Origin of the sequence: Halomonas beimenensis, assembly GCF_002549795.1 — a bacterium.
GTDB lineage: Bacteria > Pseudomonadota > Gammaproteobacteria > Pseudomonadales > Halomonadaceae > Halomonas > Halomonas beimenensis.
The window spans coordinates 3,653,248-3,666,646 of sequence record NZ_CP021435.1; the positions used below are offsets into that span (position 1 = coordinate 3,653,248).

12 protein-coding genes, 4 tRNA genes and 1 rRNA gene are annotated in these 13,399 nt (G+C 65.5%); all 17 read right to left on the reverse strand.

Annotated features, from left to right (window positions below; translation table 11 throughout):
- Nucleotides 1-81 precede the first annotated feature (81 nt).
- The 17 genes from rpoB to rrf all read right to left on the reverse strand — a co-directional run bounded on the left by rpoB (nt 82) and on the right by rrf (nt 13,332).
- The gene (gene rpoB, locus BEI_RS17050; protein WP_097790626.1) at nt 82-4,161 is read right to left on the reverse strand and encodes a DNA-directed RNA polymerase subunit beta; all 4,080 of its coding nucleotides are present in this window, start codon (nt 4,159-4,161) and stop codon (nt 82-84) included.
- Nucleotides 4,162-4,392: 231 nt separating this feature from the next.
- Nucleotides 4,393-4,764, reverse strand: a complete 372-nt coding sequence (gene rplL, locus BEI_RS17055; RefSeq protein ID WP_097790627.1) for a 50S ribosomal protein L7/L12 — start codon at nt 4,762-4,764, stop codon at nt 4,393-4,395.
- 89 nt (nt 4,765-4,853) lie between these two features.
- Nucleotides 4,854-5,354, reverse strand: coding sequence for a 50S ribosomal protein L10 (rplJ, locus tag BEI_RS17060; RefSeq protein WP_097790628.1), 501 nt, complete (start codon nt 5,352-5,354; stop codon nt 4,854-4,856).
- Nucleotides 5,355-5,616: 262 nt separating this feature from the next.
- The gene (gene rplA, locus BEI_RS17065) at nt 5,617-6,309 is read right to left on the reverse strand and encodes a 50S ribosomal protein L1 (RefSeq protein ID WP_097790629.1); all 693 of its coding nucleotides are present in this window, start codon (nt 6,307-6,309) and stop codon (nt 5,617-5,619) included.
- A gap of 2 nt (nt 6,310-6,311) precedes the next feature.
- Nucleotides 6,312-6,743 carry a 50S ribosomal protein L11 gene (rplK, locus tag BEI_RS17070; RefSeq protein WP_097790630.1) on the reverse strand — a complete coding sequence of 144 codons (432 nt, stop codon included), beginning with the start codon at nt 6,741-6,743 and terminating at the stop codon, nt 6,312-6,314.
- Nucleotides 6,744-6,838: 95 nt separating this feature from the next.
- A complete protein-coding gene (gene nusG, locus BEI_RS17075; protein ID WP_097790631.1) occupies nt 6,839-7,372 on the reverse strand; it encodes a transcription termination/antitermination protein NusG in 534 nt (177 codons plus the stop codon).
- Between the two features lie 8 nt (nt 7,373-7,380).
- On the reverse strand, nt 7,381-7,749 hold the full coding sequence (secE, locus tag BEI_RS17080; protein WP_097790632.1) for a preprotein translocase subunit SecE: 369 nt from the start codon (nt 7,747-7,749) through the stop codon (nt 7,381-7,383).
- 72 nt (nt 7,750-7,821) lie between these two features.
- Nucleotides 7,822-7,897, reverse strand: a tRNA-Trp gene (locus BEI_RS17085).
- A gap of 151 nt (nt 7,898-8,048) precedes the next feature.
- Nucleotides 8,049-8,123: transfer RNA gene (locus tag BEI_RS17090), tRNA-Thr, on the reverse strand.
- A 14-nt stretch (nt 8,124-8,137) separates the two neighbouring features.
- Nucleotides 8,138-8,211: transfer RNA gene (locus tag BEI_RS17095), tRNA-Gly, on the reverse strand.
- A gap of 48 nt (nt 8,212-8,259) precedes the next feature.
- Nucleotides 8,260-8,343 (reverse strand) — tRNA-Tyr (locus tag BEI_RS17100).
- Nucleotides 8,344-8,460: 117 nt separating this feature from the next.
- On the reverse strand, nt 8,461-9,300 hold the full coding sequence (locus tag BEI_RS17105; protein ID WP_097790633.1) for a type III pantothenate kinase: 840 nt from the start codon (nt 9,298-9,300) through the stop codon (nt 8,461-8,463).
- Nucleotides 9,297-10,280 carry a biotin--[acetyl-CoA-carboxylase] ligase gene (locus BEI_RS17110; RefSeq protein ID WP_097790634.1) on the reverse strand — a complete coding sequence of 328 codons (984 nt, stop codon included), beginning with the start codon at nt 10,278-10,280 and terminating at the stop codon, nt 9,297-9,299. The genes BEI_RS17105 and BEI_RS17110 overlap by 4 nt, the downstream gene beginning before the upstream one ends.
- Nucleotides 10,281-10,714: 434 nt before the next feature.
- Nucleotides 10,715-12,265 carry an IS66 family transposase gene (gene tnpC, locus BEI_RS17115; protein WP_097788509.1) on the reverse strand — a complete coding sequence of 517 codons (1,551 nt, stop codon included), beginning with the start codon at nt 12,263-12,265 and terminating at the stop codon, nt 10,715-10,717.
- A gap of 80 nt (nt 12,266-12,345) precedes the next feature.
- A complete protein-coding gene (gene tnpB / locus BEI_RS17120) occupies nt 12,346-12,681 on the reverse strand; it encodes an IS66 family insertion sequence element accessory protein TnpB (RefSeq protein ID WP_097788508.1) in 336 nt (111 codons plus the stop codon).
- Entirely contained in the window at nt 12,678-13,046 is a 369-nt protein-coding gene (tnpA, locus tag BEI_RS17125; RefSeq protein ID WP_097788507.1) for an IS66-like element accessory protein TnpA, read from the reverse strand. The genes tnpB and tnpA overlap by 4 nt, the downstream gene beginning before the upstream one ends.
- Nucleotides 13,047-13,216: 170 nt before the next feature.
- A 5S ribosomal RNA gene (rrf, locus tag BEI_RS17130) occupies nt 13,217-13,332 on the reverse strand.
- Between the last annotated feature and the right edge of the window lie 67 nt (nt 13,333-13,399).

Sequence of the window (13,399 nt, forward strand, 5' to 3'; positions counted from 1 at the left end):
GGCTCCGTTGCGGAGTTGTCATGGGCGGGGGCGCGCTGGCCCCCGCGGACCGTCATTCTGCGAAGCGCCGTAGCGGCAGCCTCAGCTCTCCAGTTCGATATCGATGCCCAGCGAGCGGATTTCCTTCACCAGCACGTTGAAGGACTCCGGCATGCCCGCCTGCATGGTGTGGTCGCCGTCCACGATGCTCTTGTACATCTTGGTGCGCCCTTCCACGTCGTCGGACTTGACGGTGAGCATCTCCTGGAGGGTGTAGGCCGCGCCATAGGCTTCCAGGGCCCAGACCTCCATTTCCCCGAAGCGCTGACCACCGAACTGCGCCTTGCCGCCCAGCGGCTGCTGGGTGACCAGGGAGTAGGAGCCGGTGGAACGCGCGTGCATCTTGTCATCCACCAGGTGGTTGAGCTTCAGCATGTACATGTAGCCCACGGTGACCGGCCGGTCGAAGGCATCGCCGGTACGACCGTCGTACAGGGTCATCTGGCCGGAATCCGGCAGGTCGGCGAGCGTCAGCAGGTGCTTGATCTCGTGCTCGCGGGCCCCGTCGAAGACCGGCGTGGCCATGGGCACGCCCGCCTTGAGGTTCTTGGCCAGGGCGATGACCTCGTCGTCGGTCAAGGAGTCCAGGTCCTCGACACGGGTGCCGGAGGTAGAGTTGTACACCTTGGCCAGGAAGTCGCGGATCTCGCCGACCTGCTGCTCGCGGGCGTCGCGCAGCAGCTGCTCGATCTTGACCCCGAGCCCCCGGGCGGCCATGCCCAGGTGGGTCTCGAGGATCTGGCCGACGTTCATCCGCGACGGGACGCCCAGCGGGTTGAGCACCACGTCGATGGGCTCGCCGTTGTCATCGAACGGCATGTCCTCGACCGGCATGATCGCCGAGATCACGCCCTTGTTGCCGTGGCGGCCGGCCATCTTGTCGCCCGGCTGCAGGCGGCGCTTGATGGCCAGGTAGACCTTGACGATCTTCAGCACGCCCGGCGCCAGGTCGTCGCCCTGGGTGAGCTTGCGCTTCTTGTCCTCGAAGCGCTCGTCCATCTCGCGGCGACGCTGCTCCAGCTGCTCGTCGGCCTGGGCCAGCAGCTCGTTGAGGGCCTCGTCCTGCATGCGCAGCTTGAACCACTGCTGGCGCGGCAGCTCCTCGAGGTACTCGTCGGTGAGCACGTCGCCCTTCTTGAGCTTGGGCCCGCCGTTGACGGCCTGGCCGGACAGGGTCCGCTGCAGGCGCTCGAAGGTGGCATCCTCGGCGATGCGGTAGGTCTCCTGGAGATCCTTGCGCACCTCGTCGAGCTGCATCTGCTCGATGGACAGCGCCCGCGAATCCTTCTCCACGCCGTCACGGGTGAACACCTGAACGTCGATGACGGTGCCCTTCATGCCGGTGGGGGCACGCAGGGAGGTGTCCTTCACGTCGGACGCCTTCTCGCCGAAGATGGCGCGCAGCAGCTTCTCCTCGGGCGTCAGCTGGGTCTCGCCCTTGGGCGTGACCTTGCCCACCAGGATGTCGCCCGGGCCCACCTCGGCGCCGATGTAGACCACGCCGGCCTCGTCCAGCTTGGCCAGCGCCGACTCGCCGACGTTGGGGATGTCCGAGGTGATCTCCTCGGCGCCCAGCTTGGTGTCGCGGGAGACGCAGGTCAGTTCCTGGATGTGGATGGTGGTGAAGCGGTCTTCCTGGACGGCCCGCTCGGAGAGCAGGATGGAGTCCTCGAAGTTGTAACCGTTCCACGGCATGAAGGCGATGCGCATGTTCTGGCCCAGGGCCAGGTCGCCCATGTCCACGGACGGACCGTCGGCCAGGATGTCGCCCCGCGCCACGCTGTCGCCCGGGCGCACGATCGGGCGCTGGTTCTGGCAGGTGTTCTGGTTGGAGCGCAGGTACTTGGTCAGGTTGTAGATATCGACGCCGGCCTCGCCGCCGATGATCTCGTCCTCGTTGACCCGCACCACGATACGCTTGGCATCGACCGAGTCGATCACCCCGCCACGGCGTGCCACGGCACAGACGCCGGAGTCGCGGGCCACGAAGCGCTCCATGCCGGTACCCACCAGGGGCTTCTCGGCCCGCAGGGTCGGCACGGCCTGACGCTGCATGTTGGCCCCCATGAGGGCGCGGTTGGCGTCGTCGTGCTCGAGGAAGGGAATCAGGGCCGCGGCCACGGACACCACCTGACGCGGGGAGACGTCCATCAGGGTGACCTGCTCGGGGCGCATGAAGGTGGTCTCGCCCTTGTGGCGGACCTGTACCAGGTCGTCGACCAGCTTGCCGCCCTCGTCCACGGTGGCCGAGGCCTGGGCGATGACGAAGTCACCCTCCTCGATGGCCGACAGATGCACCACCTCGTCGGTCACCTGGCTGTCCACCACCTTGCGGTACGGCGTCTCGAGGAAGCCGTAGCTGTTGGTGTGGCTGTAGGTGGCCAGCGAGTTGATCAGGCCGATGTTCGGGCCTTCCGGAGTCTCGATCGGGCACAGCCGGCCGTAGTGCGTGGCGTGGACGTCGCGCACCTCGAAGCCGGCGCGCTCGCGGGTCAGGCCACCCGGGCCGAGCGCGGAGACGCGGCGCTTGTGGGTCACCTCGGACAGCGGGTTGTTCTGGTCCATGAACTGGGACAGCTGGCTGGAGCCGAAGAACTCCTTGACCGCCGCCGCCACCGGCTTGGCGTTGATCAGGTCCTGAGGCATCAGGCCTTCGCTCTCGGCCATGGACAGGCGTTCCTTGACCGCACGCTCCACGCGCACCAGGCCCACGCGGAACTGGTTCTCGGCCATCTCGCCGACGCAACGGATGCGGCGGTTGCCCAGGTGGTCGATGTCGTCGACATCGCCGAAGCCGTTACGGATGTTGATCAGCTCGCCGAGCACGTCGAGGATGTCGCGCTGGTCGAGCACGCCCGGCCCTTCGTCGCTGTCACGACGCAGGCGGCGGTTGAACTTCATGCGACCGACGCCGGACAGGTCGTAGCGGTCCTCGGTGAAGAACAGGTTGTTGAACAGCGTCTCGGCGGCTTCCTTGGTGGGCGGCTCGCCGGGGCGCATCATGCGATAGATCTCGACCAGGGCCTCGAGCTGGGAACCGGTGGTGTCCAGCTTGAGGGTGTCGGAGACGAAGGGACCGCAATCGAGATCGTTGGTGTACAGGGTCTCGAGGCGCGTCAGCCCGGCCTGGCCCAGGGACTCCAGCAGCTCCGGGGTGATCGCGGTGTTGCACGGGCAGATCAGCTCGCCGGTGTTGGGGTCGACCTGATCCTTGGCCAGCACCTTGCCGAAGAGGTAGTCCATCGGCACCTCGAGGCGCTCGAGGCCGGTCTTCTCCAGCTGACGGATGTGCTTCTGGGTGATGCGGCGACCTTCCTCGACGATGACGTTGCCCTCGCCGTCCTTGATGTCGAAGGTCGCGGTCTCGCCACGCAGGCGCGACGGCACCAGTTCCACGGAGAAGCCGCTCTTCTCGATGTGGAAGGTGCTGGTCTCGAAGAACTCGTCGAGGATCTCCTCGGCGCTCATGCCCAGGGCGCGCAGCAGCACCGTGGCCGGCAGCTTGCGGCGACGGTCGATGCGCACGAAGACGTTGTCCTTGGGATCGAACTCGAAGTCCAGCCAGGACCCGCGGTAGGGAATGACCCGGGCGGAATACAGCAGCTTGCCGGACGAGTGGCTCTTGCCCTTGTCATGATCGAAGAACACGCCCGGGGAGCGGTGCAGCTGGGAGACGATGACCCGCTCGGTACCATTGACGACGAAGGTACCGTTCTCGGTCATCAGGGGGATCTCCCCCATGTAGACTTCCTGCTCCTTGATGTCCTTGATCGCCTTGTTCGACGAGTCCTTGTCGTAGATGATCAGGCGAACCTTGACGCGCAGGGGGGCCGAGTAGGTGACGCCACGCAGCTGGCACTCCTTGACGTCGAAGGCCGGAGTGCCGAAACGGTAGCTGACGTATTCCAGGGCGGCATTGCCGGAGAAGCTCTCGATCGGGAAGACGGAGCGGAAGGCGGCATGCAGGCCGACGTCGAGACGTTCTTCGGGTGAGCGGTCCTGCTGGAGAAAGTCGTAGTAGGAATCAAGCTGGATGGCCAGCAGGTAAGGCACATCCATCACTTGGGGCAGTTTGCCGAAATCCTTGCGGATGCGTTTTTTCTCAGTGTATGAGTAAGCCATCTGTATTCCCCAGCTTGTTCACCATGGGTGACCGATGCGTGTCGGCGCCACCCGACGGGCGCGGCTCCGTCAGGCGCTGACGGCAAGCCTCCAGGGGAAGCTCGCCGTCGGAATTCGGCTAGCGGTGGCCCGGCGGGCGACCGGCTAGTGACAACAGAAAAAGGCCGGTAGCGGGTGTCCCGCCACCAGCCGTGGAAGCTTACGCAGCGCGTGAAGCCGTGGGCACAAGGATTACTTGAGCTCCACGCTCGCGCCGGCTTCTTCCAGCTTCTTCTTGGCTTCTTCGGCATCTTCCTTGGACATGCCTTCCTTCAGGGTCGCCGGAGCGCCGTCGACGGCACCCTTGGCTTCCTTCAGGCCCAGGCCGGTGATCTCGCGGACGGCCTTGATGACGTTGACCTTCTTGTCGCCGGCGCCGGTCAGCACCAGGTCGAACTCGGTCTGCTCCTCGGCGGCGGCGGCTTCGCCACCACCCGGGCCGGCCACGACGGCGGCGGCGGCGGTCACGCCGAACTTCTCTTCCATCGCCTCGATCAGCTCGGCGACCTCCATGACGGTCATGTCGGCGACGGCGTTGATGATGTCTTCTTTGGTCAGTGCCATTTTCACGTTCCTAACTTTGCGGGAGCCTCGGCGAGCCGACGACTCGGTGATTCAATGTTCGATTCGCGCGACGGGCGGGAGTTCGCCGATCAGGCGGCCTCTTCCTTCTGGTCACGCAGCGCGGCGAGGGTACGGACCAGCTTGCCGGCGGAAGCCTCCTTCATGACGGACATCAGCTTGGCGATGGCCTCGTCGTAGGTCGGCAGGCTTGCCAGACGGTCCAGGTCGCTTGCCGGGATGAACTCGCCTTCGTATGCCAGCGCCTTGACTTCGAAGTTCTTCTCGTCCTTGCCGAACTCCTTGAACAGACGGGCGGCGGCGCCCGGGTGCTCGGTGGAGAAGGCCAGGAGGGTCGGACCCACGAAGCTTTCGTTCAGGCACTCCCACTGAGTGCCTTCCAGGGCGCGGCGTGCCAGGGTGTTGCGGACAACACGCAGCTGCACGCCATTCTCGCGAGCCTGCTTGCGCAGGTCGGTCATCTTGCTGACCGAGACGCCACGAGAATCGGCAACGACGACGGAGAGAGCATCCTTGGCCGCTTCACTGACCTCGGCAACAATGGCCTTCTTGCCTTCGAGTGCTAGTGGCACGGTGATCACTCCTTCGTGCCGGAACCTCCCTAGGGGGTTCCGGTGGTTACCATCTCTCCCGGCCGGGCCCGCAGGCGACGTGCCGGGAGTCCTGGGTGATGGTGCTCACCAGTGTTCTGGCGGCCACACCATCTGCGCAGGCCTCCCCGAAGGGATGATTAAGCCGCCCGTCGTGACGAGGCGGCACCTGCGGTCTTTGACGGTGCCCCGCCCGCTTGGCACGGGGACCGCAAAGTCTTCTTGCCTGATTCGACCACTCGGCTCAGACCAGAGCGGAATGGTCGATGGTCAGCCCCGGCCCCATGGTGGTGGACAGGGAGACCTTCTTGAAATACACACCCTTGGAAGTGCTCGGCTTGAGCTTCTTCAGGTCGGCGATCAGCGCCTCCAGGTTGCCGCGAATGGCGGCGGCGTCGAAGTCGACCTTGCCCAGGGTGGCATGGATGATGCCGTTCTTGTCGGTCCGGAAGCGCACCTGACCGGCCTTGGCGTTCTTGACCGCGGTGGCGACGTCCGGGGTGACGGTGCCGACCTTCGGGTTGGGCATCAGGCCACGCGGACCGAGGATCTGGCCCAGCTGACCGACGACGCGCATGGCGTCCGGCGAGGCGATGACCACGTCGAAGTCGAGCTGACCCTTCTTGACCTGCTCGGCCAGGTCGTCCATGCCGACGATGTCGGCGCCGGCTTCCTTGGCCGCATCGGCGTTGGCGCCCTGGGTGAAGACGGCGACACGGACGTCCTTGCCGGTACCGTTCGGCATGACGGTGGCGCCGCGCACGACCTGGTCGGATTTGCGCGGATCGACGCCCAGGTTGATGGCGACGTCCAGGGACTCCTTGAACTTGACGGTGGACAGCTCGGAGAGCAGGGCCACGGCCTCGTCCAGCTCGTAGGCCTTGCTGGCGTCGACTTTCTCGCGAATCTGCTGCGCGCGCTTGCTGAGCTTAGCCATGATCAGAGGCCCTCCACGTTCAGGCCCATGCTGCGGGCACTACCGGCGATGGTACGCACCGCGGCGTCGAGATCGGCGGCCGTCAGGTCCGGCTCCTTGGTCTTGGCGATCTCTTCGAGCTGCTCACGGGTCACGGTACCGACCTTGGTCTTGTTCGGCTCACCGGAGCCGGACTTGATGCCAGCGGCCTTCTTCAGCAGGATCGCCGCGGGCGGCGTCTTGGTGACGAAGGTGAAGCTGCGGTCGGAGTAGACGGTGATGACGACGGGAGTCGGCAGACCCGGTTCGATGTCCTGGGTCTCGGCGTTGAACGCCTTGCAGAACTCCATGATGTTGACGCCGTGCTGACCCAGCGCGGGGCCCACGGGGGGACTCGGATTGGCTTTACCGGCTGCAACCTGCAGCTTGATGTAAGCCTGGACTTTCTTGGCCATGATTTACTCCAGATGGGTGATAGCGCCTTGCGGCTCCCCGGTGAAGGCGGCCGCCGCGGGCGGCCGCCACGAAAAGTGCATCGGACGACGAGAAGCTATTCCTTCTCGACCTGCGAAAACTCCAGCTCGACCGGCGTGGAGCGCCCGAAGATCAACACGCTGACCTGCAGTCGACTCTTGTCGTAGTTGACCTCTTCGACCACCCCGTTGAAGTCGGCGAAGGGGCCATCGATGACGCGCACGGACTGACCCGGCTCGAAGAGGGTCTTCGGCCGCGGCTTGTCGGTACCGTCCTTGACGCGACTGAGGATGGCGTCGGCCTCGCGCTGGGTGATGGGGGCGGGCTTTTCCTTGGTGCCGCCGATGAAGCCCATGACGCGCGGGGTCTCGTTGACCAGGTGCCAGGTAGCGTCGTCCATCTCCATCTCGACCAGCACGTAGCCGGGATAGAACTTGCGCTCGCTCTTGCGGCGCTTGCCGTCACGCATCTCGACGACTTCCTCGGTCGGCACCAGGATCTCGCCGAAGCGGTCCTCCATGCCATACATCTTCACGCGCTCCTTGAGGGAGCGCATGACATGCTTCTCGAAGCCGGAGTAGGCGTGTACGACGTACCAACGCTTGGACATGAGGACTCCTAACCAATGACGCCGGACATCGCCCAGCCAAGAAGAGTGTCGATGAGCCACAGCATCAGGCCCACGACCAGCACGGCCACCAGCACGATGGCGGTGGTCTGCACGGTCTCGGGACGGGTCGGCCACACGACGCGCTGAATCTCCTTCTTCGCGCTGCGGGCCAGCTCGACCAGCTCACGCCCCTTCGTGGTGGTCAGCGCCACCAGCGCCGCCGCCACACTCAGGACGACGACGCCAAGCACACGATAGAGAAGCGCCTGGTCGGCGAAATAGGCATTCCCGACCACGGCAAGAACCAGCAGAATGACGACAACCGCCCACTTGAGCCCGTCGTGGCGCGACTCCTGCACCTCGGCGTTATGTTTCATGAAAACGAGACTCCTCAGGGTGCGGCAATCGAATCAAGAAAGTAAAAGAGATAACACCAGCCTGGGGAAGGCTGGCAGGCCAGGAGGGAATCGAACCCCCAACCTGCGGTTTTGGAGACCGCTGCTCTGCCAATTGAGCTACTGGCCTGTATCTGCTTCCGCGACCACCCTTTGCGGGCGACCTGAGCGACAGCGGGCGCCATCATAGCGGATACCGCTCTGAATGGCAACCCCTTCTCCGGCATCCAGCCGTGCCGGGAAGAAAGAGAAAAGGCGAGCCTCGGCTCGCCTTTTCGATGTGGAGCTCATGGGCGGATTTGAACCGCCGACCTCACCCTTACCAAGGGTGTGCTCTACCCCTGAGCTACATGAGCAAAACTCGCAATCCTGGAGCGGGCAGCGGGAATCGAACCCGCATCATCAGCTTGGAAGGCTGAGGTTCTACCATTGAACTATGCCCGCCTGCCCACTCTTGCTGCCACCACCCGCCTCGGCGGGCGCGGCGAAACCTGGTGGAGGGGGAAGGATTCGAACCTTCGAAGCTTTCGCGGCAGATTTACAGTCTGCTCCCTTTGGCCACTCGGGAACCCCTCCAACTGGCGATGTATTCTACCGCCTTTGTTCTGGGTGTCAAGTGATTGATTTCTCAATCTTCCTGACCGGTCGTGAGCGCTTCGACGCCCCCGTCTCCCCGGAACGCGACGCATTGTGTCAAAGCAGCATGGAGAATGCAAGCCCCGCCCGAATCTTTTCCAGCGCGCAGGGTCGGGGCACCGCCGGCGCCCCGGCCATGCGCCCGGCCCGCTCCGCCGCGGTCAGCGGGAAGCAGGCCTCCAGGCCGCCGTAGACCATGTCCGGCCACACCGCATGGGGCACCTGGATGCCCCGGGAGACCACGCGAGCATCGCCTCCGGTCAACAACAGCGGCAGGGCCACCCCTTCGCGGTCGCAAACCTCGCTGTAGATACGGTTCACGGCACTCACCGCCGCCATGTAGATCCCGTGATTGACGGCCTCCACGGTCTTGGTCCCGGGCGCCAGGAGCTCGTCGGCCTCACTGTCGGGGTCGATGGCCACGTTGCGAGTGCCGAGCTTGAGGCTCTCCTTCATCAGCCGCAGCCCGGGCAGGATGTAGCCGCCCAGATGGCGCCCTCCGGGCAGGACGAAATCCACGGTGATGGCGCTGCCGCAATCGACGCTGCAGCAGCCCCCGGCCAGCTGGTAACCGGCCAGCACGCCCATCCAGCGATCGACCCCCAGGCGGCCGGGCTCCTCGTAGCCGTTGGTCACGCCCAGCGCCTCGGCCTCGGAGCGCGCCACATGGACGTCCCTGACCTGCTTGCGCAACAGGGCCACCGTCTGGGCCAGCACCGACCTGCGCGCCACGCTGGAAATGCGCACCGCCTCGACCACATCCAGGTCGGGAATGTCCGCCCCGGGCCTCCACTCCTCGCGAGTCCATACGGCCCCGCGGGAACGGATCTCGCTGCTCTCGGCATCCTTCAGCCGCCACTTCGACAGGGTGTTGCCGATATCGAGGTCCAGGATCATCCACGCCCCCGCAAGCTGATCTCGCCCCCGGCGAGCCGTTCACGGCCGGCATCCCCGCGCACCCAGAGGTTGCCGGAGTCATCCACCCCTTCGGCGACCGCCGTCTCGCGGCACTCTCCGCGGATGATGTCCACCTCGCGGCCGGCGAAGGCGTGCCGTGCATTCCAGGCCTCCTGCCAGGTGCCGAAGCCTTCCTGCTCGAAGGCGGACAGCGCCGGCATCAGGGCCTCGAGCAGCTCCACGGCGAGTGCATTGCGGGACAGGGTCGGCGCCTGGTCGCGCACGGCGGTTACAGGCTGCTCGATCTCCGCTCGAAAGGCATCGGGCAGGTCGACGTTGATTCCCATCCCGACCACCACCTCGCAGGGACCGGCGGCATCTCCGCTGAGCTCGACGAGGATCCCCGCCAGCTTGCCCAGCTCGCCGGCATCGGTTTCCAGCAGGACATCGTTTGGCCACTTGAGACGGGGACGGACGCCATGGCGCTCCAGGACCCCGGCCAGGACCACGCCCACGGCGAGGCTGAGACCTTCCAGCGCGGCCACGCCGGACTCCACTCGCCAGCCGACCGACAGCATCAGGGTACGCCCCCAGGGCGTCACCCAGGTCCGCCCCCGCCGCCCCTTGCCGGCACTCTGCTGCTCGACCAGGCAGACTTCGCCGTGACCGGCCCCCTGGGCGAACCGCTCGCGCAGGAAGAGGTTGCTCGAGGGCAGCGTCTCCTCGACGAACAAGCGGTTGATGTACTGCCTCGCCTCCCGTGACAGCCCGGCGACGATGGCACCGCCATCCAGCAGCTCCAGGGGCTCGGCGAGGCGGTAACCCTGCCCCTTCACCGCCTCCATGGGGATGCCCAGGGCCTCGAGCTTGCGCAACTGCTTCCACACGGCGGCGCGGGACACCCCCAGCCGCTCGCCCAGCTGCTCGCCGGAATGAAACTCGCCGTCGCTCAACAGGCGAATCAGGTCACCGATGGTCATGCGCATGCCCCTGACGGGAAAAGTTCACATTCTATCGGAACTTGCACGACCCCGGAAATCCGGCGCCTGTGCCCTTCCGCGCCAACGCCACCAAAGTCGACAGCCTGCCGGCGGCACCCGGACATGGAAAGGCCCCGGACACGCCTTCGAGCCCGGGGCTTCTGTGACCGGATCGCGGGCGCCGAAATGAAAAGACCCCGGCTGCTGTCGCAACCGGGGTCTTCTCGGGATAGATGCCTGACGTCGGGGCAGCCATCCGCTCTGCGCCCACTTCGTGGGCTGGAGCCTGGGCTCGGGACGCCGCTTCGCGGCTTCACATCCCTGCCCGCCTCATCCCTGAGGCTCGCCCTGCGGGCCCGCTAGGGCGGTTCCCGTTCGATCCCGACGAACGGGCCGCATGGCGTAAGCGAACGGGCAACACCGCTTGCCGGTAATCAGTCGGTGTGCTGCCAGTTGTGAGGCAGGAGTTCGCTGAGCTGGCTGGCCTTATGTGTCGGCAGCCGTTCCAGCACATCCTTCAGGTAGGCGTAGGGCTCATGGCCGTTCAGCTTGGCGCACTGGATCAGGCTCATGATGGTGGCGGCGCGCTGGCCGCTGCGCAGTGACCCGGCGAACAGCCAGTTGCTGCGGCCCAGCGTCCAGGGGCGAATCAGGTTCTCAACCCGGTTGTTGTCGATCGTCAGCCCGCCGTCGTCGAGGTAGCGTGTCAGCGCCACCCAACGCTTCAGGCTGTAGTCCAGCGCCTTGGCCGTCGCCGAGCCGTTCGGCACCTTCTCGCGGTGAGCCAGCATCCAGCGGTGCAGCGCGTCGGCGATGGGCCTCGCTCGTGTCTCTCGCAGTCGTTGGCGCTCTTCCGCGGTGAGCGTCTGTGCCTCGCGCTCCACCTGGTAGAGCTGGCCGATCAGCTCGATGGCCTGCTTGGCGATCTGGCTCTTGCCGGCCACATGCAGGTCGACGAACTTGCGACGCGCATGGGCCATGCAGCCGATCTCGGTGACGCCGTTGGCGAAGCTCTGCTTGTAGCCGCTGTAGTCGTCGCAGATCAGCTTGCCCCGCCAGTCGCCGAGGAAGTCACGGGCATGCTGCCCGCCGCGACTCTCGCTGAAGTCGTAGACCACCGCCTTCAACCCGGCGTAGGGCGTGGTGGCGTAGGCCCAGAGGTAGGCGCGGTGCGTCTTCTTCTTGCCCGGGGCCAGCATCGGCACCGGGGTCTCGTCGGCATGCAGCACCGGCTCGCTGAGCAGTAGGTCACGTAAGGCATCGATCAGCGGTTGGAGCCGCACGCCGCAGACGCCGACCCATTCGGCGAGGGTGGAGCGCGGAATCGCCACGCCAGCCCGGGCGAAGATCTGCTCCTGACGATAGAGCGGCAGGTGGTCGGCATACTTGGCGATCAGCACCTGGGCCAACAGGCCGGCGGTGGGAATGCCCTTGTCGATGATCTGCGCCGGCATCGGCGCCTGGGTCAGCGTCTCGCACTGGTCGCAGACCCACTTGCCACGGATATGGCGCTCGACGTGGAACACGCCCGGCGTGTAGTCGAGCTTCTCGCTGATTTCCTCGCCGATCCGCCGCAGCTGACAACCACACGCGCAGAGATCATTCTCCGGATCATGGTGAATCTCGGTGCGCGGGAGTTCGGGCGGCAAGGGGGCGCGCTTGGGCGCCTTCTTGGGCGTCGGTGTCGCGGAGGCGAGCTTCAGGTCCTCCAGCTCGGTCTCGATGGCGGCGATGTCGGCATCCACCACCTCGTCCAGCAGGCTGATCTGCAGGACGTTGAGCTGCTCGCTGCGCTTGCCGAAGGCATGGCGCTTGAGCAGCGCCAGTTCGTAGCTCAGCTTCTGATTGACTTGCTCGGTATGCCGCAGCGTTTTCTGACTCTGCGCCAGTGCCTGTTCCTGCTGCTCGACCTGCGACATCAGGGTTGCCGCCAGGTGACGGAGTTGATCGGGAGTGAGCTGGGACAGATCGGGCGGCGTTTTCATCCGCCAAGTATGCCAGCCCGCCGGCGACAGCGGGATTAGCGCATCCGCGAATAGCCGGGCCGCCAAGTCTGTGCCGCTCATCACACGACCGAGATCACCCCGTCGGCACCGAGACGCTGCCAGGGCAGGCCTTGCACCAGCGCCGTCACCTGCTCGGAACACAGCGCGACGCGATCGCCGTGCCAGTTACCGGCCCAGTGGAACTTGCCCTGGTTCAAACGCCGGGCGCACAGCCAGACGCCCAGGCCATCGTGAACCAGCACCTTCATGCGGTTGCCGCGACGGTTGGCAAAGAGATAGGCACAGTGCGGGCGAGCCGCGCCGAACACCTTCACCACCCGAGCCAGCGTCGTATCCGGGCCGGCGCGCATGTCCAGCGGCTCGGTGGCCAGCCAGATCTCGTCGATACGGATCATCCCAGCAGCCCTTTCATCCACTGCGCGCACTGGGCCGCCTCGGCGACCGGCCAACGCACGGTGATCGTGCCATGCGCCGAGGGCACCTCGATCCGGATTGCCGCGGCGGAAGTGGGAGGCGTAGGGGAATCAGCCGTTGCTGCCGGGGCCGGAAGTGGCACGAACTCCGGCACGGTCGGCAGTTGGCTCTGGCGTTTGGCCTTGCGAATCCAGGTCTGGACGAGGTTGGTGTTGAGCCCGTGCTGCAGGGCGATCTGGGCAATCGAGGCGTCGCCCTGTAGGCAGGCCGCGACGATCTTGGCCTTGAACGACGGGGTATAGCGACGGCGACGACGGACCTCGCGTTCGGTGCTTGGGGATGTCATGAATAGGTGCCCATCTATTGTTACGTGGGCACCTACTGTCACCGGCCAAGGCCCTTCGCAGAAGGTGTGTTCAGCGACCGGTTACCGCATGGCAAGGTCAGGGCATTGTCCCGATACCCGGACATAAAAAAATCCCCCGGGACAAGCCCGGGGGATTTTTTTATGTAAGTGCCTGACGATGACCTACTCTCGCATGGGGAGGCCCCACACTACCATCGGCGCTGAGCGGTTTCACTGCTGAGTTCGGCATGGGATCAGGTGGTTCCCGCACGCTATGGTCGTCAGGCGAAAAGGGCAATGCGAATCATGCTGGCGAGCTACGTCTCGCGTATCCGCTGTCGTCCGTCATCGAC

Excerpts from the sequence above, each read along its gene's own strand:
- secE (WP_097790632.1), bottom strand. The coding sequence starts at position 7,749 with ATGAAACATAACGCCGAGGTGCAGGAGTCGCGCCACGACGGGCTCAAG.
- rplA (WP_097790629.1), bottom strand. The coding sequence starts at position 6,309 with ATGGCTAAGCTCAGCAAGCGCGCGCAGCAGATTCGCGAGAAAGTCGAC.
- tnpA (WP_097788507.1), bottom strand. The coding sequence starts at position 13,046 with ATGACATCCCCAAGCACCGAACGCGAGGTCCGTCGTCGCCGTCGCTAT.
- rplK (WP_097790630.1), bottom strand. The coding sequence starts at position 6,743 with ATGGCCAAGAAAGTCCAGGCTTACATCAAGCTGCAGGTTGCAGCCGGT.
- rplL (WP_097790627.1), bottom strand. The coding sequence starts at position 4,764 with ATGGCACTGACCAAAGAAGACATCATCAACGCCGTCGCCGACATGACC.
- tnpC (WP_097788509.1), bottom strand. The coding sequence starts at position 12,265 with ATGAAAACGCCGCCCGATCTGTCCCAGCTCACTCCCGATCAACTCCGT.
- BEI_RS17110 (WP_097790634.1), bottom strand. The coding sequence starts at position 10,280 with ATGACCATCGGTGACCTGATTCGCCTGTTGAGCGACGGCGAGTTTCAT.
- nusG (WP_097790631.1), bottom strand. The coding sequence starts at position 7,372 with ATGTCCAAGCGTTGGTACGTCGTACACGCCTACTCCGGCTTCGAGAAG.
- rpoB (WP_097790626.1), bottom strand. The coding sequence starts at position 4,161 with ATGGCTTACTCATACACTGAGAAAAAACGCATCCGCAAGGATTTCGGC.
- BEI_RS17105 (WP_097790633.1), bottom strand. The coding sequence starts at position 9,300 with ATGATCCTGGACCTCGATATCGGCAACACCCTGTCGAAGTGGCGGCTG.
- tnpB (WP_097788508.1), bottom strand. The coding sequence starts at position 12,681 with ATGATCCGTATCGACGAGATCTGGCTGGCCACCGAGCCGCTGGACATG.